The organism is Pseudomonas sp. IPO3778, from assembly GCF_013386825.1.
Lineage (GTDB): Bacteria > Pseudomonadota > Gammaproteobacteria > Pseudomonadales > Pseudomonadaceae > Aquipseudomonas.
On sequence record NZ_JACARC010000048.1, the window covers coordinates 39,551 to 60,622 of the forward strand.

At 63.8% G+C, this 21,072-nt stretch carries 20 protein-coding genes; 14 read left to right on the forward strand and 6 right to left on the reverse strand.

Annotation, left to right across the window (positions count from 1 at the left end; genetic code table 11):
- Positions 1-6 precede the first annotated feature (6 nt).
- From gspG to gspD, 9 genes are read left to right on the forward strand one after another with little or no spacing between them, the layout of a single operon-like run.
- Entirely contained in the window at positions 7-426 is a 420-nt protein-coding gene (gspG, locus tag HX855_RS25415) for a type II secretion system major pseudopilin GspG (RefSeq protein WP_177089801.1), read from the forward strand.
- Positions 426-857, forward strand: a complete 432-nt coding sequence (locus HX855_RS25420; protein WP_177089800.1) for a type II secretion system protein — start codon at positions 426-428, stop codon at positions 855-857. The genes gspG and HX855_RS25420 overlap by 1 nt, the downstream gene beginning before the upstream one ends.
- Positions 854-1,225, forward strand: coding sequence for a type II secretion system protein (locus tag HX855_RS25425; RefSeq protein WP_177089799.1), 372 nt, complete (start codon positions 854-856; stop codon positions 1,223-1,225). Before HX855_RS25420 ends, HX855_RS25425 begins: the two co-directional genes overlap by 4 nt.
- On the forward strand, positions 1,222-1,842 hold the full coding sequence (locus HX855_RS25430; RefSeq protein WP_177089798.1) for a prepilin-type N-terminal cleavage/methylation domain-containing protein: 621 nt from the start codon (positions 1,222-1,224) through the stop codon (positions 1,840-1,842). Before HX855_RS25425 ends, HX855_RS25430 begins: the two co-directional genes overlap by 4 nt.
- Complete coding sequence (locus tag HX855_RS25435; RefSeq protein ID WP_177089797.1) at positions 1,839-2,561, forward strand: type II secretion system protein GspK; 723 nt, start codon at positions 1,839-1,841, stop codon at positions 2,559-2,561. Before HX855_RS25430 ends, HX855_RS25435 begins: the two co-directional genes overlap by 4 nt.
- Positions 2,558-3,595 carry a type II secretion system protein GspL gene (locus tag HX855_RS25440; protein ID WP_177089796.1) on the forward strand — a complete coding sequence of 346 codons (1,038 nt, stop codon included), beginning with the start codon at positions 2,558-2,560 and terminating at the stop codon, positions 3,593-3,595. Before HX855_RS25435 ends, HX855_RS25440 begins: the two co-directional genes overlap by 4 nt.
- Complete coding sequence (gene gspM, locus HX855_RS25445; RefSeq protein WP_177089795.1) at positions 3,570-4,181, forward strand: type II secretion system protein GspM; 612 nt, start codon at positions 3,570-3,572, stop codon at positions 4,179-4,181. The genes HX855_RS25440 and gspM overlap by 26 nt, the downstream gene beginning before the upstream one ends.
- Entirely contained in the window at positions 4,178-4,702 is a 525-nt protein-coding gene (locus tag HX855_RS25450) for a general secretion pathway protein GspN (protein WP_177089794.1), read from the forward strand. Before gspM ends, HX855_RS25450 begins: the two co-directional genes overlap by 4 nt.
- Entirely contained in the window at positions 4,699-6,900 is a 2,202-nt protein-coding gene (gene gspD / locus HX855_RS25455) for a type II secretion system secretin GspD (RefSeq protein ID WP_177089793.1), read from the forward strand. The genes HX855_RS25450 and gspD overlap by 4 nt, the downstream gene beginning before the upstream one ends.
- Before the next feature lie 7 nt (positions 6,901-6,907).
- Here gspD and HX855_RS25460 read toward each other — a convergent pair whose 3' ends face one another.
- From HX855_RS25460 to HX855_RS25475, 4 genes are all read right to left on the reverse strand, one after another.
- Positions 6,908-7,570 carry an RraA family protein gene (locus HX855_RS25460; RefSeq protein WP_177089792.1) on the reverse strand — a complete coding sequence of 221 codons (663 nt, stop codon included), beginning with the start codon at positions 7,568-7,570 and terminating at the stop codon, positions 6,908-6,910.
- A gap of 30 nt (positions 7,571-7,600) precedes the next feature.
- Positions 7,601-8,926, reverse strand: a complete 1,326-nt coding sequence (locus HX855_RS25465; protein WP_256353093.1) for an MFS transporter — start codon at positions 8,924-8,926, stop codon at positions 7,601-7,603.
- Between the two features lie 94 nt (positions 8,927-9,020).
- Complete coding sequence (locus HX855_RS25470; protein WP_177089791.1) at positions 9,021-10,253, reverse strand: pyridoxal phosphate-dependent aminotransferase; 1,233 nt, start codon at positions 10,251-10,253, stop codon at positions 9,021-9,023.
- The gene (locus HX855_RS25475) at positions 10,250-10,906 is read right to left on the reverse strand and encodes an RraA family protein (RefSeq protein WP_177089790.1); all 657 of its coding nucleotides are present in this window, start codon (positions 10,904-10,906) and stop codon (positions 10,250-10,252) included. Before HX855_RS25475 ends, HX855_RS25470 begins: the two co-directional genes overlap by 4 nt.
- Before the next feature lie 105 nt (positions 10,907-11,011).
- On the opposite strand from HX855_RS25475, the gene HX855_RS25480 reads away from it, so the two are divergent.
- Both HX855_RS25480 and HX855_RS25485 read left to right on the forward strand, forming a co-directional pair.
- Positions 11,012-11,896, forward strand: coding sequence for a LysR family transcriptional regulator (locus HX855_RS25480; RefSeq protein WP_177089789.1), 885 nt, complete (start codon positions 11,012-11,014; stop codon positions 11,894-11,896).
- Positions 11,897-12,230: 334 nt separating this feature from the next.
- A complete protein-coding gene (locus HX855_RS25485) occupies positions 12,231-12,506 on the forward strand; it encodes a hypothetical protein (protein WP_177089788.1) in 276 nt (91 codons plus the stop codon).
- Between the two features lie 63 nt (positions 12,507-12,569).
- On the opposite strand, the gene bamA is transcribed toward HX855_RS25485, so the two are convergent.
- Positions 12,570-14,942, reverse strand: a complete 2,373-nt coding sequence (gene bamA, locus HX855_RS25490) for an outer membrane protein assembly factor BamA (protein WP_177089787.1) — start codon at positions 14,940-14,942, stop codon at positions 12,570-12,572.
- Positions 14,943-15,155: 213 nt separating this feature from the next.
- On the opposite strand from bamA, the gene HX855_RS25495 reads away from it, so the two are divergent.
- From HX855_RS25495 to HX855_RS25505, 3 genes are all read left to right on the forward strand, one after another.
- Positions 15,156-15,839, forward strand: coding sequence for a response regulator transcription factor (locus HX855_RS25495; RefSeq protein WP_177089786.1), 684 nt, complete (start codon positions 15,156-15,158; stop codon positions 15,837-15,839).
- Positions 15,836-17,116 carry a HAMP domain-containing sensor histidine kinase gene (locus HX855_RS25500; RefSeq protein ID WP_177089785.1) on the forward strand — a complete coding sequence of 427 codons (1,281 nt, stop codon included), beginning with the start codon at positions 15,836-15,838 and terminating at the stop codon, positions 17,114-17,116. Before HX855_RS25495 ends, HX855_RS25500 begins: the two co-directional genes overlap by 4 nt.
- An 80-nt stretch (positions 17,117-17,196) precedes the next feature.
- Entirely contained in the window at positions 17,197-17,646 is a 450-nt protein-coding gene (locus HX855_RS25505) for a hypothetical protein (protein ID WP_177089836.1), read from the forward strand.
- A gap of 94 nt (positions 17,647-17,740) precedes the next feature.
- Here the strand turns inward: HX855_RS25505 and HX855_RS25510 are convergent, their stop codons facing one another.
- Entirely contained in the window at positions 17,741-20,566 is a 2,826-nt protein-coding gene (locus tag HX855_RS25510) for a winged helix-turn-helix domain-containing protein (RefSeq protein WP_177089784.1), read from the reverse strand.
- Positions 20,567-21,072 lie beyond the last annotated feature (506 nt).

Consider the following 21,072-nt stretch of genomic DNA (forward strand, 5'->3'; position numbering starts at 1 on the left):
AAGCTGATGCGCATCACCCGATTCAAACACCGCCAGAGCGGTTTCACCCTGCTGGAGATGCTCGCGGTCATCGTGTTGCTGGGCATCGTCGCCACCATCGTGGTGCGCCAGGTGGGCGGCAATGTGGACAAGGGCAAGTACGGCGCGGGCAAGGCGCAACTGGCCAGCCTGAGCATGAAGATCGAAAGCTACGGCCTGGACGTCGGCTCGCCGCCCAAGACCTTGCAGCAACTGGTGGAAAAGTCCGGCGACGCCGCCGGCTGGGCCGGGCCCTACGCCAAACCGTCCGACCTCAAGGACCCGTTCGGCCATGCCTTCGGCTATCGCTTTCCCGGTGAACATGGCGCCTTCGACCTGATCTTCTACGGGCAAGACGGCCAACCCGGCGGCGAAGGTTACAGCGCCGACCTGGGCAACTGGGAATAATGCCGGCCCCCCAACGCGGCTTTACCCTGCTGGAGATGCTGGTGGTGATCATCTTGATCAGCATCGCCGCCGGGTTGGTAGGATTTGGCCTGCAACAAGGGCTGCAGGTGGCCAGGGAGCGCCAGGCGGTGGGGCAGATGGTCGATGCCCTGCGCAGTACACGGGCGCAGGCGATCATCAGCGGGGCACCGGCCAAGACGGCATTCGACGTGGGCCAACTGAGCTTCCAGGCGCCCGGGCGGCCTGTCAGGCACTGGCCGGCTGAGCTGCACGTGACCTTGCACACCGCCGAGCACGCCGGCGCCGCGGTGGCGTTTTACCCCGACGGCAGTTCCACCGGCGGCCACCTGTTGTTGGCCAATGGCACGCGGCGCTGGCGCATCGACATAGGCTGGCTGACCGGCAGCGTGCAGTCGAAGGCGTTGCCATGAATCGCCAGTCGGGTTTCACCTTGCTGGAAATGCTCGCTGCACTGACCCTTATGGCGGTCTGCAGCACGGTGTTGCTGGTTGCGTTCGGCCAGAGTGCGCGCTCGTTGTTGCAGGTGGCCCACAGTGATCGCCTGACCCATGCCGCCTTGAGCGTGATGGACCAGGAAACCTCCGGCCCGCTGGCCAGCGGCACCCGCCAGGGGCGCCTGGACGAGGGCATCGATTGGCAACTGACCATCGCCCAGCAGCCCACCCGTGTCGGCCAGCCACGTTTGTTTCGCCTCGACCTGATCGTCAGCGAGGCCCGGCGCCAGGCGCGTTTCAGCACCTTGAAATTACGCGCCGCCGCCGACGGGGCCGGCCTGTGAACCGGCGTCAGCAGGGCTTTACCTTGCTGGAAATCATGATCGTGCTCAGCCTGCTGGGGGTGTTGCTGGTCCTGGTGGGCGGCGCATTGCTGGGGGCCAATCGCGCGGTGCTCAAGGCCCAGCGCTACGCGGTCAGCCTGGATGAACTGCGCGCCGCGCAACAGTTCCTGCGCACGGCCATCAGCGAGGCACTGCCCCTGGACGTGACCGAGGACGACAGCCAGACCAACGGCTTTTTTGTCGGTTCGGCCCAGCGCCTGCAATTCGTCGCGACCTTGCCGGGGGTGCTCGGTGGCGGCATCCAGCGCTTCACGTTGCAGGTGACCGAGGGCGAGTTGCAGGTGGCATTCGCCCGGTTCGAATCCAGCGCCCAGGTCAGCGTGCCGGCCCTGCGCAGCGAACCGCAGGTGTTGCTCAAGCACGTCGAGGACCTGCACTTCAGTTATCGCGGCGTGTCGCCCAAGGGCCAGGCCACCGGCTGGATCAGTGACTGGCCGTGGACCAAACGCCTGCCGTATGCGGTGCGTATTGCGGCGCGGGTCAACGGGCCGATGCCGTGGGTGACCCAAGTGGTTGCCCTGCGGCTGAATCTCGCCAGCGCAGGGGCAGACCAATGAAGCACCAGCGCGGCGTTGCACTGCTGCTGGTGCTGTGGGTGCTGGCGTTGCTCAGCCTGTTGCTGGGGGGGCTGGCCGGTTGGGTGCAGTTGGAAACGCGCCAGGCCCTGTGGCATCGCCAGCACACCCAGGCGGTGCTGGCAGCGGAGGCGGGCGTGGCGTTGGCCATGCAGGCCCTGGCCGACCCGTTGCAGCGCAAGCAGTGGATTGCCGACGGCCGTGAAATGCCCCTGGTGTTTGATGACGCGCAGTTGCAGGTGAGCCTGCACAGCGAGCGCGGCAAGCTCTATTTGAACAGCGCCGAGGCCACCGACTTTGCCCGCCTGGCCCTGGCCTGCGGCGCCACCCAGGCCCAGGCCAACCGGCTGGCCAAGGACCTGGAGGCGCGGCGCAACGACGGCCTGGCACCGTTCCGGGTGGTGGAGGAAGTGCGGCAGTTGCCCGGCATGACCCAGGCGCTGTACCGCCGGCTGGCCCCGGAAATCAGCCTGTGGAGCGGCCTCGACCGGCCCGATCCGGCGTTCGCCAGCCCGTTGATGCGCCACGCGCTGAACCTGCCCCGGCAGAGCGCGGCGGGCGCCGACCCCGGTGACGTGCTGGTGATCGACAGTCGCGCACAACGCCCCGGCGGTTATCACGCCCGGTTACGTACCACGGTTTTATTGAGCCCATCGGAGGGAAGCGCACAGCCTTATCGGGTGCTGCGTTGGCAAGAATGAATCGAGACCTTTCAGCGCCCGTGGCGCGCCTTCAACAACTGGCAGCCCCGCTTACCCGGCGCTGGCACGGCAGTCTGCTGCAAACGGGCTGGCGGCTGTGGCTCAAGGAGCTGTGTGGCTGCCTGCCGGCGTGGCTGTCCCTCCACGACATCCCCGAGCACCGCTATCCCTGGCCGTTGACCGGGCCGGTGGCACCCCTGGCCGGCGAAGTGCACCAGGTGCTGGTGCTCGCGCCCTCGGCGGTGCTGCGGCAAACCCTGCAGTTGCCCCTGGCGGCGGCGCGCAACCTGGCGACGGTGGTGGGCTACGAGCTGGACCGCTTTACCCCGTTCGAGGCCGGGCAGTTGTACTTCGTGGCCCGTCAGGAGCGGCGCACCGCCACGCACGTGCAGGTGACCCTGGTGGCGATCCAGCGCGGGCGGCTGGACCAGATCCTGGAGGACTGCGCCACCCTTGGCTTGCGCCCCCACGCGGTGGATGTGGACGCCATGGGCATCGACTTGCTGCCGGCCCCCTTGCGTCCACGCCAGCGCCCGGCCGGCAAGGGCTTGCAACGCAGCTTGCCGTGGCTGTGCGGCGCGTTGCTGATTGCGGCGATGCTGCTGTGGCTCAACGACCGCCAGCGGGTACTCGACGTGATGCATGAACAGGTGCAGCAGCAAAAAGCCCAGGTCGCCGAGATCCAGCACCTGCGCCAGCAATTGCTCAACACCCGTGGCGCCGCGCAGTACCTGATTCGCCGCAAGTCGGCACAACCGACCTTGGCTGCACTGCTCAACGAGCTGACCGCGTGCCTGCCCGCCGACACCTGGATCGACCAGTTGGACGTCAACAATGGCGCCGATGTTTCCTTCTCCGGGCAGAGCGCCAAGGCGAGTGCCTTGATCACCCGGATCAAGGCGTGTCACAGCCTGGAAAACGCCCAGTTCGAAGGGGTGATCCAGCCCGATGCGCACACCGGCAAGGATCAGTTTGCCCTGCGCGCCCACTTGCACCAGGAGGCCACCGATGCGCCGACCACTGACACCCCGTGAACGTCGCGGCGCGGCCTTGCTGGTACTGGCGCTGGTGCTGGGCGGCGGCTACTGGCTGCTGATCGACAGCTGGTTCGCCGGGCCGTTGCGCGCCATGGGCGAGCACGCCGAACAACTGCGCGAACAACAGCAACGCTATGCCGGCCTGCTGCACCAGGGCGCCGCGTTGCGTGAGCAACTGGAACACGCCCGCCAAGACCCGGCCAGCAACACCAGCCTGTTGCCCGGGGATGACCCCAGCGCCGTGGCAGCGGACCTGATGCAGCGCATCGCCGACCTGATCAGCAGCCGCGCCGGTCTCGGCGGCGGGTGCAGCCTGACCCAGCGCATGCCCATCACCCCGGAGCAGGACGACACCGAGCCCTATCGCCAGGTCAAAGTCAGCCTGACCCTCAACTGCGCCATCGAGCCCCTGACTGCAATTCTGCATGAGCTGGAGTACCAGCGGCCCTTCCTGTTCGTGGATGAAATGAGCATCCGCCGCGGGCCGAATGCCCCCGCCAGCGGCGGTGCCGGCAAGCTGGAGGTGCACCTGCTGGTGCGTGGCTACTTGCAACCGGCAATCGCCACGCAGGCCCGCCGATGATCAATGCATTGCGCCCCCTGGAGTGGGGATTGCTCGGTGTGGCCGGGCTGTTGGGCCTGCTGATGGTGGGCATCTTGAGCAGCATCGGCGATGCGCCGCAGTGGCTGGAGGAACCTGCTTCCACGGTGCGCGCCAATGCTTCGGCCAAGGACCGCGTGGCCCCGAGTGCGACCCTGGACAGCCTCGCCGGCACCTGGCAGGCACCGCTGTTCAGCCCCGATCGCCGCCCCGATGCCGCCGTCGGCCAGGCGGAAATTTCCAGCCTGTCGAGCCTGACGCTCAGCGGCGTGCTGCTGGGCAGTGACCTGCGCGTCGCGCTGCTCAAGCGTGCAGACGGCCCGCCCCTCAACGTCCATCAAGGCCAGACCCTGCCCAACGGTTGGCGCCTGGAACACCTGACCCCGCTGCACGCCCGTTTTGTGCGGGATGGCCGCACGCAAACCTTGAGCCTCAGCGTCCCGCGTTTGCCGCCGCCGTCCACCACGCCGCCGATTTCCCTTCCTCATGAGCCCGCCCCTTGATCGATACTTGCCCTGGCGCCTTGCGCACCACCGTGTTTTGCCTGGCCACCGCCGCCTCCCTGGGTGGCTGTGGGTCCTTCCCCGATCACCTCGACCCGGACGACGCCTTGCTCCACGAGGCGATGCAGGGCACAGGCTCGCAACGGCCCGTCGAACCCCCAGCCAGCGAGTCGCCTGCGGCTGACAGTCAACAATCCCAGGCGCCCACGCCGCCCCAGCGCCAGTTGATTCGCGGCAACCAGCAGTTCGTGCGCCAGCCGGGGCCGGCGCCCGCCGTCAAGAATGAAGCCGGCGGCGACATCGTGTTCAACTTCGCCGACCAGCCCATTGAAGCCGTGATCAACAGCGTCATGGGCGACCTGCTGCACGAAAACTACAGCATCGCCCAGGGCGTGAAAGGCAACGTGAGCTTTTCCACCTCCAAACCGGTGAGCAAGCAGCAGGCGCTGTCGATCCTCGAAACCCTGCTGTCCTGGACCGATAACGCGATGATCCGCCAGGGCCAGCGCTACGTGATCCTGCCGGCCAACCAGGCGGTGGCAGGCAAGCTGGTGCCGGAGATGGGTGTGTCCCGACCCTCCAGCGGGCTCTCCGCCAGGCTGTTTGCGCTGCGCTACATCTCGGCCACGGAAATGCAAAAACTGCTCAAGCCGTTCGCCCGTGAAAACGCGTTCCTGCTGGTGGACCCGGCGCGCAACGTGCTGAGCCTGGCCGGTACACCGGATGAGCTGGCCAACTACCAGGACACCATCGACACCTTCGACGTGGACTGGCTCAAAGGCATGTCGGTGGGGGTGTTCGGCTTGCAGCGGGCCTCGGTGGCCGAGCTGATGCCCGAGCTGCAGAAAATGTTCGGCCCCGACAGCGGCATGCCCCTGGCGGGCATGGTGCGGTTTTTGCCGATTGAGCGGACCAACTCGGTGGTGGCGATCTCATCCCAGCCGCAGTACCTCAGCGAAGTCGGCGACTGGATTCACACCATCGACGAAGGCGGCGGCAACGAACCGCAGATGTACGTCTACGACGTGCGCAACATGAAGGCCACCGACCTCGCCAAGTACCTGCGGCAAATCTACGGCACCGGCGCGATCAAGGATGACACCCCGGCCAAGGTGGCGCCGGGTCTGCGCACCGCGACCCTGTCTTCACCCAACACCCGTGGCAGTGCCCCGGGAGGCCTGAACAACAGCAGCAATAACCCGCCCGTCAGCGACGAGGAAGAGCAGGCCCCGGCCGCCAGCGAAGAGAGTGACAACCCGGAACCGGGCGCCACCGCCAAAAGCCTCGACGCCGGCACGCGGATCACCGCGCAAAAAAGCAGTAATCAGTTGCTGGTGCGTACCCGCCCGGTGCAGTGGAAGGAGATTGAATCGGCGATCAAGCGCCTCGACAACCCGCCGCTGCAGGTGCAGATCGAAACGCGCATCCTCGAAGTCAAACTCACCGGCGAGCTGGACCTGGGGGTGCAATGGTACCTGGGCCGTCTGGCGGGCAATTCCACCAGCACCACGGTGGCCAACACCCCCGGCAGCCAGGGCGCGCTGGGCGGAGGCGGTGCGGGATTGGGCGCGGATTCGCTGTTCTACTCCTTCGTCAGCTCCAACCTGCAAGTGGCCTTGCATGCCCTGGAAACCAACGGCCGTACCCAGGTGCTGTCGGCGCCGTCGCTGGTGGTGATGAACAACCAGCCGGCGCAGATCCAGGTGGGCGACAACATCCCCATCAGCCAGACCACGGTCAATACCGGCACCTCCGACACCACCTTGAGCAGCGTGGAATACATACAGACCGGGGTGATCCTCGACGTGGTGCCGCGCATCAACCCGGGGGGCCTGGTGTACATGGACATCCAGCAGCAGGTCAGCGACGCCGAGAACCCGACCACCAACAGCAGCGACACGCCCAACAACCCGCGGATCTCCACACGTTCGGTGTCCACCCAGGTGGCGGTGCAAAGCGGCCAGACCGTATTGCTCGGCGGCCTGATCAAACAGGACAACGCCGAGAGTGTCAGCGCCGTACCGTACCTGGGAAAAATCCCCGGGCTGCGCTGGTTGTTTGGCAGTACCAGCAAATCCAAGGACCGCACCGAATTGATCGTGCTGATCACGCCTCGGGTGATTACCAGCAGCGGCCAGTCGCGGCAGGTGACGGATGACTACCGCCAGCAGATGCAGCTGTTGCGCCCGGCCAACTAAGGGCGGGTCAGCCCTTGCGTTGCAGGGTGTGATAACCCAGCGCAGCCCGCGCTTCGCGCAGCGATTTGCCTTCATCCAGCAGCGCTCGGATGCGCGCTTCCACCGCTTCAATCGAACGCGCACACGCTGCCACTTCATGGGCCCGGTCGCGGGGCACGATCACCACGCCGTTGGCATCGGCCACCACGATGTCCCGGGCACACACCCGGGCCTGGCCGATGGACACCGGTTGGTTCACCGACGCCACTTCAACCCGGTCCTTGCCGGTGCGCATGAACCGGCCCTTGGTGAACAGCGGGTAGCCGTCGCCCAGGGCCTTGCTCACGTCGCGGCACACGCCATCGATCACGGTCGCGGCGATCCGCTGGCTGCCGGCGTATTGGGTCATGATGTCGCCCCACACGGTGCAGTCGGTGCGCCCGTCGTTGTCGATCACCACCACGTCGCCTTCGGCCACGTCATCGACAAAGTCGCCGACGGTGCCCGGCGGGGTGCTGGCGCTGACGTAGCGCACGGTGAAGGCGGGGCCGACGACCACCTGGCGGTAGTTGTCCAGGGGCATGATCCCCAGGCATTGGCCGGGCAGTCCGAGTTTGTCCAGGGCGTCGGACACGCCCGGGGTGTCGAGGCCGGCAAACAGGGCAACCAATTCTTGGTCTTGGGGCGACATGGGTAACTCCTTGTGGGGGTGATAGATCAGTCAGGATTGTGGGCGGGGTTCGGCAATGGTCAGCAACAGGATAAAGCTGATGAACGAGCCGATCGCCAGCCAGGCGAACACGTAGTTCCAGCCGTAGTTGTCCAGCAGCAGGCCGGTGATGAAGGGCGTGGCGGCGGCGCCCAGTTGGCCGATCATGTTCACGATGGCGTTGGAGATCGGGAAGGTCTTTTTGGTGGTCAGGCCCATCGGGTAGACCATGTAGGAGGAGAACCCGAGGCTTAACACCACGCCGGTCAGCATCAACAGCAAGCCGTAGGGCAGGGGCTCGGCCGGTGAATTGATCAGCAGGTACATCATCAGCGAGGTACCAATGGCCGACAGCAACATGCCCGGCTTGCGGCGCCCGCCCAAAAGACGGTCGGAGCACCAGCCACCCAGCAGGTTGCCCAGCACCGCGCCCACCCAGGGCGCCGCCGAGACCAGGCCCATGTTCATGATCGAGAACTGCTTGACGGTCATCAGGTAGGTCGGGATCCACGCCAGCAGCACGCTGGAGACCCCGAGCTGGAAGCAGTAGCTGGTGGCGCAGCCCCAGACGTTCCAGGATTTGAACACCTGGCGGTTGGTTTCCAGGCGCTTTTCATTGCGGGTGCGAATCACCCGGTCGAGCTTTTCCACCCAGGCCGGGGTCTTGTGTACGCGGGCGGTCTGGGTGATTGCCGTGTCTTCGACGATGTACTGGAGTTCGGCTTTATTGACGAAGCGGCTGCGGGACGGGTGGTCGGTGACCATGAAGTACCAGACCACCGCGAGCACGATGCCGGGGATGGCAAAGAAGTAGAAAATCTCGCGCCAGCCCCACACCGAAATGATCACCGCACACAGTGGCGGCACGATCACCGGCCCGAACTTTACCGCCGAGAGGAAGATTCCCGACGCGGTGCCTTTTTCCCGTGCCGGAAACCAGTTATTAATGGTGGTGGTCATGCTGATGGGCAACGGGCCCTCGGCGATGCCCAGCCCCAGGCGATAGAGTTTCAGCGCCAGCAATGAACCGGCGGTGCCCACCAGGCCGGTCAGCAACGACGTCAGCACCATGGCCCCCGGCAGGATCCGGCTCACGCCAAAGCGGCCGAAGGCAAAGCCCGACGGCAGTTGAATCAACGCGTACGCCAGCAGGAACAGGCTGACGAGCCCACCGGCCTGGGCGTTGCTCATTTCAAATTCCTGGCGAATAAACGGCAGTGCCACGCCGAGGTTGGCCCGGTCGGCCGCTGCCACCGTGTAGATCAGGAAAATCAGCGCCGCAACCACCCAGCGGTATTGGCTGCGCACAGCGGGTTTTATGACGTCAGGCATAGACATGGAGGCGGACCTTGTTGTTGTGGGTGTTGTCCTGTTCGGCCCTAATCTTAAGAAGGGCCGAACGCCACCATTAGCGATATTTATTTATATGAATTCATCGCTTTTTTTCTTCAGTCATCAGCGCGCGGCAGAAGCCGTGGATTGCTTCGCACGCCTGCTGCAACGAGGCATCATCCAGAGCATAGGCGATGCGAATGTACGGCCCCAGGCCAAAGGCACTGCCGTGGACCACGGCCACATTGGCCTCATCCAGCAGCGCCAGGGCCACGTCTTCGTCGCTGTGCAGCACCCGGCCGCCCGCCGTGGTCCGCCCGATCAGCGCTGCGCAGGAGGCGAACGCATAAAACGCACCGGCGGGGCTGATGCACGTGAGGCCCGGTGTGTCGTTGAGCCGCTTGACCATCAAGTCCCGGCGCGCCTGGAATACCTCGCGGCTGTCGTGGATAAACGCCTTGGGGCCTTCCAGGGCGGCGATTGCTGCCTGTTGCGAGATCGAGCAGGCGCCGGAGGTTTGCTGGCCCTGGAGTTTTTCCATGGCCTCCAGCAGCCAGCGCGGCCCGGTGGCGAAACCGATGCGCCAGCCGGTCATGGCGTAGGCCTTGGACACGCCGTTCATGGTCAGCGTGCGCGGCGCCAGGCGCGGTTCAACCTGGGCCAGGGTATGAAAGGCCTGGCCGTCGAAGATCAGGTGCTCGTAGATGTCGTCGGCCAGGATAAGCACCTGCGGGTGGGCCAGCAACACCTCGGCCAGCGCCCGCAGCTCGTCTTTGCGGTACACCGCGCCGGTGGGGTTGGACGGCGAATTGAGGATCAGCCAGCGGGTCTGCGGGGTGATGGCGGCGGCCAGCGCCTCCGGTGTCAGCTTGAACCCACTGTCGGCGCCACAGGTGACGATGCGCGCTTCGCCGCCGCACAGCTGCACCATCTCCGGGTAGCTGACCCAGTACGGCGCGGGCACGATCACCTCGTCGCCGTCGTCGAGGGTGGCCGCCAGGGCGTTGTAGATCACCTGCTTGCCGCCGTTGCACACGAGGGTGTCTTGCCAGGACACGTCCAGGCCGTTTTCCCGCCGGAACTTCGCCGCCACCGCCTCGCGCAGGGCCCGTGCACCCGCAACCTGGGTGTAACGGGTATGGCCGTTTTCAATGGCCTGGATCGCGGCGTCGCGGATATGCGCCGGCGTATCGAAATCCGGCTCGCCGGCGCACAGCGAGATGATCTGTGCACCTTGGGCCCGGCGCTCTGCCACGCGGTCCATGATGCGATAGGTGGCCGACGGTTGTGCGCTGGCCAGGCGCGGGTTCAGCCGCTGGATATGGGTGCTCATTGGGTGATCGCCTCAAACTGTGCGTCGTGCATCACGTCCACCACCGAACGCCCGCTGCGCACCGCCTGCACCATGCCGTCCTGGCGGCGGGCAATGCGCTCGCCCAGGTCCAGGACCTTTTCGATCACCGCCTGGGGCACGAACACCGTGCCGCACCCATCGGCGATCACGTAGTCATCCTCGCTGACGCTGACGCCCGCGACACTGAGGGTCACGCCCGCATCAAGCTGCACCACGCGGTTGCGTGCGCTGATCATGGTCACGCCGCGCCCGTACACCGGGTAGCCGATGGCCTCGCTGCCGTCGATATCCCGGCTGAAGCCATCGATCACCGTGCCGCGAATGTGCTTGCGCGACGCTGCGTTGGCGATGATGTCGCCCCAGCAGGAAATGCCCTCGATGCCACCGGCGATCACCAGCACCCGGTCGTGTGTCTTGACCTGTTCGATCACCGGGGTGATCAGGTGCACCGTCGGCGCGGTGTCGGACTTGGGGCCGAGCAGCACGGTACTGGCGCGGCCAACGATCTTCGGGCAGTTCCACAACGGGCGCAGGCCCACGGTGGCGCCGGGCAGGCCGAGGAAGTCGAGGGCGTCGGACACGGTATTGGTGTCCAGTGCGGCCAGGCGGTCGAGCAAGTGGTCAGCGGTCATTGGGCAAGCCTCGGGTGACGGAGGCGGCCAGTGTCAGTCAGTCGCTTTGATAGGTATATTACGAACTACAGAAGCCTTGCATACGCTTAACCTATGGATAAAACCATGATCAACTTTCGCCTGATCCGTCACCTCTGGCTGTTCCTCGCGGTGGCCGAAGAGCAGAACTTCGGCCGCGCCGCCAAGCGCCTCGGCATGTCCCAACCGCCCCTGAGCGAGCAGATCCAGGTGCTGGAGCAGGCGCTCAAGGTCAAGCTGTTCGACCGTTCGCGACGCGGAGCCCAGTTGACCCCGGTGGGCGCGGCGATCCTGCCGGCGGTGCGCAAGTTCGCCGAGCAACTGGAGCGTCTGGAGCTGGCGGTGGAAGAAGCGGTGGCGGGGCAGTCGGGGATGTTGACCATTGGCGCGATCTCCACGGCGATGTTCGATGTGTTGCCCGGCCTGATCGAACAACTGAAGCTCGATTACCCCCAGCTCACGGTGTCGGTGCGGGAAATCGACAGCGTTGAGGCGTTGCCGGCGCTGGAAGCCGGGGATATCGACCTGGCCTTCGCCCGCCTGGACGGTGACCTGGGCGCCTCGGTGCAGTCCCTGCCACTGACGGAAGACCGGCTGGTGGTGGCCCTGCCGGCGGATCACCCGTTGGCGAGCCGCACGCGCATCAGCCTGTCGAGCCTGGCCAATGAACCGTTGGTGATGTTCTCGCGCAACGTCAGCCCGGTGTATTTCGACAACTTGATCGCCACCTGCCGCGCCAGTGGTTTTTCCCCACGGGTGCTGCATGAAGTGCGGTCGGTAGCCTCGCAGATTGCCTTTGTCAGCTATGGGCAGGGGATTGCGCTGGTGCCGGCCTCGCTGAAAAAACTCGCTCCGGCCAATGTGGTGTTTCGTGCGCTGAGCCAGAAACTCAAGGTAGTCACCACCGCCATCGCCTGGAACACCCAGCGCGCGAATCCGGTGGTGGAGGCGGTGATCGCGCGGTTTCGCTAGGAGCGGGGGGTTGAGTACATATCCGTTTCTGCGGTAACGGCTACCTATGGTTCCGCTCTTACAGCGGCTCACTTTGGAAAAGCCGGAATGCCGGCCCAGCCCAAAGTAAGCAAAGGGCTCTGCCCCGCCTGTCGGCACCTCGCGTAGGCTCGGGGTTCCCTCACTCCGGCACCGCGAAGCGGGCCGCCGCGACGGGCCATCCATGGCCCGGCGCGGCTAAACCGGCTTCCTGCCGGTTTACCCGCTCCGCAATACCTGCGTTCGGCCTCGGGCTTATTGGGGCAGTCAGATCAAGATCAAAAGCAAGAGCACGGCGGCCTGAAAGCCGACCTGAGTGTTAAAAGCAAAAGCAAAGACCAGAGCGAAAACAGATCTGCTTTTCTGTGGGAGCGGGCTTGCTCGCGAAGAACCAGAGGACGCCGCGTTGAATCAGGATACCCACGTCATCGTTAACGACCTTCGCGAGCAAGCCCGCTCCCACATTTGGACCGTGCCCGCTTTAGCTTTTGATTTTGCTCTTCAACACTCAAACCCAGGCGAGGTGCCGAGTGGTGGGGCAAGAGCGTTGCTTACTTTTGACTGGGCCGGCATTCCGGTTGTTCAAAAGTGAGCCGCTGTAAGAGCGGAACCAATAGCGGCCATAACCGCAAAAACGGATATGTACCCAGGCAGATCAGAAATTCTGCCCCATGGAGAACTGGAACACCTGCTTGGTCGCATTCTCCGGCGTACGAACCGGCAACGCCAGGTTGATACTCAACGGCCCCAACGGGCTGTACCACGTAGCCCCAACCCCCACAGAAGCGCCCAGCTGGCTCAGGTCAACCCCATTACAACCCTGGGTAGTACTGAGGGCACACTTGTCCGAATAAACGTTACCCACATCCCAGAACACAGACGTACGCACCGATTTATTATCTTTAAGGAACGGCATCGGAAACAGATATTCCGCCCCCCCGGTAATCAGGATGTTGCCCCCCAACGCCTCAGGACTGCGGTCGCTGTAGTACTGCTGGCCCGCACTGGCATACGCCCCGGTAGCCGGCGTACTGCGCGGCCCAAGCGTGCCGCTTTCAAACCCGCGCACCGAACCTTCACCCCCGGCCGTGTAGTTTTCATAAAACGGCAGGCCGTCCGTCGAGCCGTACCCGTTGGCATAACCGAGCTTGGTATGCAAACGCAGCGTCGTCGAATTGGTGATTGGCACAAATGTCTGCCCGGAATAATCGAGTTTGTAGAAACTCAAGTCACTGCCCGGAAGCGTCACCGTCAGGTTCAGGTTCTGCGAGTAACCACGGGTCGGCATAACGCCTTTGTTCAACGTCGACTCCGACCACCCAAGGTTGGCCTTGAAGTTGGTGAACTCACTGCCTTCGCGCTGCAGAAAATCGTAGATCTCATCAGAGCTGTAGATGCCAGGGTCGATACTGTCGTGTTGCACGGTCAGGCCGAAACTCAACCGCGAGGTTTCATTGATCGGGTAGCCGAGTGTGGCCCCCAGGCCGTAACTGTTGATGGAGTAGTAGGAAACACCGCTGCCATCGTCGTAGTAGTTGTTGTAATCGGTGGCACTGTAGAACGCGTTATAGCCCAGGCTCACCCCGTCCGGCGTGAAGTAGGGGTTGGTAAAGCCAATGTTGTACTTGCTCTGGTACTGCGAGCGGGTCAGGCCCAGGCTGGCGTAATCCCCGGTGCCCAGGAAGTTGTTCTGGGTGATCGAACCGCCGAGGATCAGCCCGGCGTCCTGGGCAAAACCGACGCTGGCGGTAATCGAGCCGGACGCTTGTTCTTCGACCGCGTAGTTCACATCAAGCTGGTCGTCGACCCCCGCCACGGCCGGGGTTTCGACGTTGACCTCCTTGAAGAAGCCCAGGCGCTCAAGGCGAACCTTGGACTGGTCGATCAGGTAGGTCGACGCCCAGCCACCTTCCATCTGGCGCATTTCCCGGCGCAGCACCTGGTCGTCGGTCTTGGTGTTGCCCCGGAAGTTGATGCGGTTCACATAGGCCCGTTTGCCCGGGTCGACCGCAAACACGATGTCCACGGTGTGGTCTTCATCATGGGGCGTGGGCACGCCGTTGACGTTGGCGAAGGTGTAGCCGTCGTTACCCAGGCGCCGGGTGATCAGGTCCGAGGTGGTGGTCATCAGCTTGCGCGAGAACACCTGGCCTTTCTGCACCAGCAGCAGGGCTTCAAGCTGGTCCTGGGGCACTTTCAAGTCGCCGCTGAGCTTCACGTCACGCACCGTGTATTTCTCGCCTTCGTTGATGTTGACGGTGATATAGACGTGCTTCTTGTCCGGGGTGATGGACACCTGGGTCGAGGTGATGTCCATGTTGATATAGCCACGGTCCAGGTAATAGGAGCGCAGGCGTTCCAGGTCCCCGGTGAGTTTTTCACGGGCGTACTTGTCATCGTTGGTGAAGAACGACAGCCAGTTGCTGGTCTTGAGGGTGAAGGTGCCGATCAGTTCCTTGTCGGTAAACACGTGGTTGCCCACCACGTTGATGTGCTGGATCGCGGCCACGGAGCCTTCGTCGATCTTGACCTTCAGGCCCACGCGGTTACGCGGCTGCGGCAGCACTTCGGTGTCGACCGTGGCCGAATAACGACCCTGGGCCACGTACTGGCGCTGCAGTTCGTTGCGCATGCCTTCCAGGGTGGCGCGCTGGAAGATTTCGCCCTCGGCCAGGCCCGACTGCTTCATGCCCTTGAGCAGGTCTTCGGTGGAGATGGCCTTGTTGCCTTCGAACTCGATACTGGACACCGATGGGCGCTCGACCACATTGATGATCAACACCGTGCCGTCGCGGCTCAATTGGATGTCCTGGAAAAAGCCGGTCTTGAACAACGCGCGGGTGGAATCCACCAGCCGTCGATCATCCGCTTCGTCCCCCACGTTCAGGGGCAAGGCACCAAACACGCTGCCCGCCGAGACCCGTTGCAGACCGTTGATACGGATATCCGAGATTTTGAAGGCTTCAGCGTGTGCAAGTGTGACATTGAGCAGCAGCGCAACCGAGCAGAGCAGGCGCGAAAAATTCATCAAGATCTTTTCCAGAACACATCGACAAGCAGCGCAAGCGCGCCGGGATGACTCGCCGCAGACGGGTCACCACAACGCGGCCAGACGGGTGGACGGCAAGCATAAGAGCGGTGCGGGTTTGGTGCGGTTAACCAAGTGTCAAGTTAGGTAAAGGTTGGCCCTGGGGCGATGAGGCTGGGCGATACTGTGGGGGTACCCTTTCACGAGCTCGCCATGATCCGCGTATTGCTAGTCGACGATGACCAGGAACTGACTGAAATGCTGGGCCAATACCTGGAGCATGAAGGCTTTGAGGCGACCTGCGTGCACACCGGCGAGGAGGGTGAGGTTGAGGCGCTGTCGGGGCGCTACAGCATTGTGGTGCTGGACGTGATGCTGCCCAGGCTCTCGGGCATCGAGGTGCTCCGGCGTATCCGGGCCAGCAGCCAGGTGCCGGTGGTGTTGCTCACGGCCCGGGGCGACAACATCGACCGGATCACCGGGCTGGAACTCGGCGCGGACGATTATGTGCCCAAGCCCAGTTCCCCGGGTGAGTTGGTGGCGCGGCTGCGCGCGATCATGCGCCGGGTGCAGCCCGTGGACCCTCCGGCCGCTGACGTGATCAGGACCGGCTCCCTGGTGCTCTGGCCCGGCAAGCGCCAGGCCCTCTGGAAAGGCTGCGCACTGGGGCTGACCAGTACCGAATTCAGCCTGCTTGAAGTGCTGGCCCGGTGTGCCGGCCAGGTGGTGAGCAAAAAGGACCTGTCGCTCAATGCCCTGGGCTGCCCGTTGACCCGCTATGACCGGCGCATCGACGTGCATATCAGCAGCATTCGCCAGAAGTTGGGCCCGCGCCCGGATGCCAAGGCCTGGATCCAGAGCGTGCGCGGCCTCGGTTACCTGTTGATCGCCGAATGATGAAACCCAGCCGGCTGTTCTGGAAACTCTTCCTGGCCTTTTGGTTGGCCACCAGCCTGACGTTTCTGGTGGGGTTGAGCATTCTGGTGGCGGGCAGCCTGGGCCCCGGGGACCATCATCTGGATGCGATCCTGGCCAGCGAAGAGCAGTTGCTGGAGCAGTATGGTGTTGCTTCGGGCCGCCAGCTCCTGGCTGTATGGCAGCCCGCCCATGGCCAGGCGATTGGGGTGTATGACAGTGCCGGTCAATTGCTGGCCGGCACGCCGGTCCCGCAGCCGGCCTATGAACAGTCGCTCATCAGCAAGGACGGGGTCAGGCTGTCCCTCAGGTCTTCCCATCCTCCCCACGAACCCGGGCGCCTGGGCCACTGGATTCCGCTGATCATCGGCACGCTGATGAGCGCGCTGTTCAGTGGATACATGGCCTACTACCTGGCGTGGCCGCTGGCTTATCTGCGGCGGGCGATGGGCGACGTTGCGCTGGGCCGCTTCGAAACCCGGGTGCGGCCGATGATGGGCAAGCGCCGTGATGAAATCGTCGACCTGGCCGAAGACTGTGACCGCATGGCCAACCAGCTCAAGCTGCTGGTGGAAGCCCAGCAGCAGCTGTTGCACGACATCTCCCATGAACTGCGCTCACCGTTGACGCGCCTGCAAGTGGCCATCGGGCTGTTGCAGCAAGACCCGGCACGCCAGGAAATGCTCGGGCGCATCCAGCGTGAATCGGCGCGCATGGACACACTGATCGAGGCGCTGCTGACCCTGGCGCGTGTGCAGGGCCGTCCCGAAAGCATCGAGCGCGAGCCGGTGGATATCGTCGAATTACTGGCCGTGATTGTCGAGGATGCCCAGTTCGAGGCCGGCATCAAAGGCTGCAGTGTCAGCTTGCAAGCGTGCCCGGACTTTGTCAGTCGGGCCAGCGGCGAGCTGCTGTATCGGTGTCTCGAAAATGTCATTCGAAATGCCGTGCGCTACACGCGGCCTGATACCACGGTGCGGGTTTCGGCGGAGGTCAGCCCCGACACGCGCTGGCTGCGGGTGTTGATCACCGATCAGGGGCCGGGTGTTGAAAACCTGCGGTTGCGGAGTATTTTCGAGCCTTTCGAACGTGGCCCGAATGACACCGATGCCGGCTTTGGACTGGGCCTGGCGATCGCCTTGAGGTCCGTGGAAATGCATGGCGGCACCATTGAGGCGCATAACGAGCCGTCCGGCGGGTTGAGCGTGGAAATCATCCTGCCTCGGGTGGGATCTTTACACGATATTACATTGGCTTGACCGCCCTGTACGCCGCGCGCCTTTAGACTTTTCCCCTGCGTGAGCTGATGTTCAGTGACGCCATTGGCGTGGAGGTGGCGATGTTTCAGGTGCACAAAAAAGGTTTCGTGGCCGGCAAGAAAATGGTCGACGGTCTGGTGCCTTACGATTTCTTCTGTGAAGACAGCCCTGCGATCAACCTGTTCGTGTTTACCGGCTCTGCGGCCCTCGGCCAAACCGTGGAAGAGCAGACATTGTGGGGCTTTACCCGGCTGGAGCGGTTTGAAGCCATGACCGGCGCCCTGGTGGCGAACAAGAAGAACGACGGCTGGTTTCAAAGCGTCAACGTGCTCACCGGGCCCAACCAGAACGGCACGCAAAGCGTGAAATTCCAGCGCGTGCTGAAAATCATCAAGCACGCCACTGCTGCGGGCCGCGCGACCAGCAAGTTTGAATACGAGATTCATACGGATGAAGGCGACACCTACTTCACCCGCCGACCCGCTGCACCCGACAGTGCGCAAACCGTCATTTATGCAGCGGATCAATAGCGCGGCTGCCGGAGTTCAAAAAGAGCGAAAAGGGGGACAGATTTATTTGTAAAATAAATCTGTCCCCCTTTTTACCGTTACCTGCCGGCAGCCTCTACCGGTGCTGAAACCTCGGTAACGAAGCAATCCGCATCTTCGGCTCCTGCAACCTGGCCAAGTCACTGGCAATCTGCGCCCGCCAGAAATGCGCCCCGGCCAACTGCGCATCCACCCACGCCTGGCGCAGCAACACCTTGGCCTTGTCCACCGACCCATACTGCGCCTGGCGCAGAATCAGCTGCGCCTTGATCCGCAACATCTGCGGCACAAACCAGCGCTCATGCCGCCCCAGCGCCAATTGCAGGGTGTCTTCCAACACCTCCAACGCCAGTTTCTCCAGGCCCAACCGCGCCAGGCCCAGGGCGTATTCACAACGCAGCAGGCTATACAGCTGGCTGTCCCCTTGCCCGTGCAGGTGATGCAGGGCCTCACCCAACAGCGGCACACCTTCCTCGGGTGAGCCCTGGCGAATCAGCAAGATGCTCTCGAAACACAACCGAAACTGCCGCCAGATATGCAGGTCTTGCTGGGTCGTGCTGTCTTGCAGCAGGCCCAGGTAATAGCGCACCTTGGGCAGGTTGGACGCCAACAGCGCCAGGGGAATCGCCCCCAGGCACAGGGTGTACCAGAGGGTCGCCGGGTGATCGAGATGGACCGCTTCCTCGACGCAACTGTCGACCAAACGCAACGCCGGGTCGACGTCGCCTTCCAGCAACTGCACCTGCGCCTTGAGGCAGCGGGCGGCGATGCGCTGGTCAAAATGCACATCGATAATGTGCGAGCGCGGGGCCGACGGTGAGCCCAGCGCCTCGTCGATATTCTGCCGGGCACCGACCAGGTCGCCCATGTGGAACAACGCCAGGGCGCGCATGCGTTTACCCAGCAGTTGCTGGTTGCCGCTGTGGCTCAGGGCGATGTAGCGCTCGGCCAGTTCCAGCGCCTCGGCGTACTGGTTGCAGCCGCAGCGGTCGCTCCACAAGCCCCACAGCGCCCGCAGTTTGTGCTCGGCATCGCCCAGGTCGCGGGCGTCTTCGCGCACTTGGCGCCAGGCTTCGCGCATCGGGCCGCCGGTGCCGTAGGTGAGCATCAGCACGCTGGCCAGGGCGGTTTGCAACAGCATGCGCTGTTGTTGCGGCAGCGGGGTGGTGGCGGCGCTGGCCAGGCCTTTGTCGACCCAGGTGCGGCACTCGCTGACCAGCGACAGACGCAGCCATAACGGTACGCCGCCCAGGGTCAGGTCGATGCCGGTGGGCAGGTGGCCCGAGGCGGAAAAGGCCCACTCCAGCGCCGCGCGGACGGTGTTGATTTCCGGGCCGTAGAGGCCGATCCAGGTCTCGGGGGAAAGGCCGTCGAGGGTCTGCCCGGCTTCCTGCAACACGTCCAGGGCATACAGCGCATGGCGCTGGCGGGTGGCGTCGGCTTCGCCGTGTTCGTTGAGTTTCTCCAGGGCGTAGGCGCGGGTGGTTTCCAGCAGGCGGTAGCGCTTGAGCAACTGCGATTCACCGGCGATCAGCAGCGACTTGTCCATCAGGCTTTCGAGCAAGGGCAGGGCGTTGCGCACATCGAGGGTGCTGCTGGCGGTCATGGCCTTGACCGCGTCCAGGGTGAAGGAACCGGTGAACACTGCCAGTTGGCGCAACATGGCCTGTTCGTCGCCGGTGAGCATCGAGTAGGTCCAGTCCAGGGTCGCGCTCAGTGAACGGTGCCGGGCCAGGGCGGTACGCCGGCCGGTCATTTGCAGGCGGAAGCTGCCGTCGAGCAAGCCCACCAGGTCCTGGATGCCGAAGGTGCGCACCCGGGCCGCCGCGATTTCGATGGCCAGGGCATTGCTGTCGAGCTTGCGGCAGATGGCGCTGGCAGCGGCGACGTCGGCGTCCTTGAACACGAACCCGGGGTCGAGGGCCTTGACCCGTTCGATAAACAACGCGATGCCGGACCAGTTCATGGCCTGCTCGGCACTCAAACTCACGTCTTCGTCCGGCACCAGCAGCGGTGCGAGGTCGTGCACCCGTTCGCCTTCGGCCCGCAGGGGTTCGCGGCTGGTGGTCAGCACGCAACACTGGGGCGCACTGCGCAGCAGCACTTCAACGGCGTCGGCGGTGGCTTGCAGCACGTGTTCGCAGTTGTCGAGCACCAGCAGCAGCGGGCTGTTGGCGAGCATCGAGGCCACGCTGTGCAGGGGCTCGTCACTCACGCTCTGGATGCCCAGGGCGCTGGCGAGCATCCCGGCCACCCATTGGCCGCTGGTGGCGGGGGCCAGGTCGACAAAGCACATGCCCTGGTGGAAGCGGCCCTGCAGCAGTTGCGCCACGGCCAGGGCCACGGTGGTCTTGCCGATGCCGCCGGGGCCGGTGATGGTCACGAAACGTTGGCTCAGCACCTGGTCGGCGAGACTCAGGATCAACGCTTCGCGGCCAATCACTGTGCCGGGTGACGGTTGCAGGTTGGCGACTTCCATCGGCAGGGCCGGCGCTAGAGCCTGGGGCGTTGCACCTTCACTCACCGTCTGCATCGTCACCGGCGCGACAAACCGGTAGCCCCGGCCAGGCACGGTGACGATGTAGCTGAAGTTGCCGTCATCCCCCAACGCCCGGCGCAGCGCAACGATCTGTGCGCGCAGGTTGCATTCCTCCACCACCACCTTGGGCCAGGCGAAGGAGATCAGTTCGGACTTTTCCAGCAACTCGCCAGCCCGGCTGGCGAGGGCGATCAGCAAGTACAAGGCACGGCTGCCGAGGGTGACCGGCTCGCCGTTGCGCAGCAATACATGCTGACGCGCCAACAAGAGAAAGGGGCCAAAACCGATCGCGTTCTCGGTGTGGTCCGGGGCCTGGGGGGCGAGGTCCATGTAGGACACTGCGGGGTATTTGCTCGAACTCATCAATTTGTCCTTTTTTTGTAGTCGGGCTTGTTATTGGCCATCAGGCCATTCGCCCTTTTTGGGTGCTTACGTGCGGCAGCAGGCTTGGAGAGTTGAAGTCGATCAAAAAGGTGAGAATTGCCGCCCTCCTTTGGGGCATGGACGTTGTTATAGGGCGCGGGGCCGTTGGGTTTCAGGTGATGAGACTGTTTCGAATCTGAAACATTTTATTACTAGAAACACTGATAAAGCAGAATGTATGCCAGTTGGCATGTAACAAAGATGACAACAACCGCATGAAATTTATGGGGATTTCTGCGGTCGTTGCGGGCGCTGGAAGGCGGATGTTCGGAAAGGCGAATATTTCTAATTGTGTCGTTCGGGATGCCGAATAAAACGACGGTGGTCTGTGGCGAGCGGGCTTGCCCCGCGTTGGGGCGCGAAGCGGCCCTGAAATCGGTTGTCGCGTTTTGTCTGTGAGAACTCGGTGTCTGTTTATTGGGGCTGCTTCGCAGCCCAGCGCGGGG

Coding starts and splice junctions, on each gene's coding strand:
- gspG (WP_177089801.1), top strand. CDS start 7: ATGCGCATCACCCGATTCAAACACCGCCAGAGCGGTTTCACCCTGCTG.
- HX855_RS25420 (WP_177089800.1), top strand. CDS start 426: ATGCCGGCCCCCCAACGCGGCTTTACCCTGCTGGAGATGCTGGTGGTG.
- HX855_RS25425 (WP_177089799.1), top strand. CDS start 854: ATGAATCGCCAGTCGGGTTTCACCTTGCTGGAAATGCTCGCTGCACTG.
- HX855_RS25435 (WP_177089797.1), top strand. CDS start 1,839: ATGAAGCACCAGCGCGGCGTTGCACTGCTGCTGGTGCTGTGGGTGCTG.
- HX855_RS25440 (WP_177089796.1), top strand. CDS start 2,558: ATGAATCGAGACCTTTCAGCGCCCGTGGCGCGCCTTCAACAACTGGCA.
- gspM (WP_177089795.1), top strand. CDS start 3,570: ATGCGCCGACCACTGACACCCCGTGAACGTCGCGGCGCGGCCTTGCTG.
- HX855_RS25450 (WP_177089794.1), top strand. CDS start 4,178: ATGATCAATGCATTGCGCCCCCTGGAGTGGGGATTGCTCGGTGTGGCC.
- HX855_RS25460 (WP_177089792.1), bottom strand. CDS start 7,570: ATGTCGCCCCAAGACCAAGAATTGGTTGCCCTGTTTGCCGGCCTCGAC.
- HX855_RS25465 (WP_256353093.1), bottom strand. CDS start 8,926: ATGTCTATGCCTGACGTCATAAAACCCGCTGTGCGCAGCCAATACCGC.
- HX855_RS25470 (WP_177089791.1), bottom strand. CDS start 10,253: ATGAGCACCCATATCCAGCGGCTGAACCCGCGCCTGGCCAGCGCACAA.
- HX855_RS25475 (WP_177089790.1), bottom strand. CDS start 10,906: ATGACCGCTGACCACTTGCTCGACCGCCTGGCCGCACTGGACACCAAT.
- HX855_RS25480 (WP_177089789.1), top strand. CDS start 11,012: ATGATCAACTTTCGCCTGATCCGTCACCTCTGGCTGTTCCTCGCGGTG.
- bamA (WP_177089787.1), bottom strand. CDS start 14,942: ATGAATTTTTCGCGCCTGCTCTGCTCGGTTGCGCTGCTGCTCAATGTC.
- HX855_RS25495 (WP_177089786.1), top strand. CDS start 15,156: ATGATCCGCGTATTGCTAGTCGACGATGACCAGGAACTGACTGAAATG.
- HX855_RS25500 (WP_177089785.1), top strand. CDS start 15,836: ATGATGAAACCCAGCCGGCTGTTCTGGAAACTCTTCCTGGCCTTTTGG.
- HX855_RS25505 (WP_177089836.1), top strand. CDS start 17,197: ATGTTTCAGGTGCACAAAAAAGGTTTCGTGGCCGGCAAGAAAATGGTC.
- HX855_RS25510 (WP_177089784.1), bottom strand. CDS start 20,566: ATGAGTTCGAGCAAATACCCCGCAGTGTCCTACATGGACCTCGCCCCC.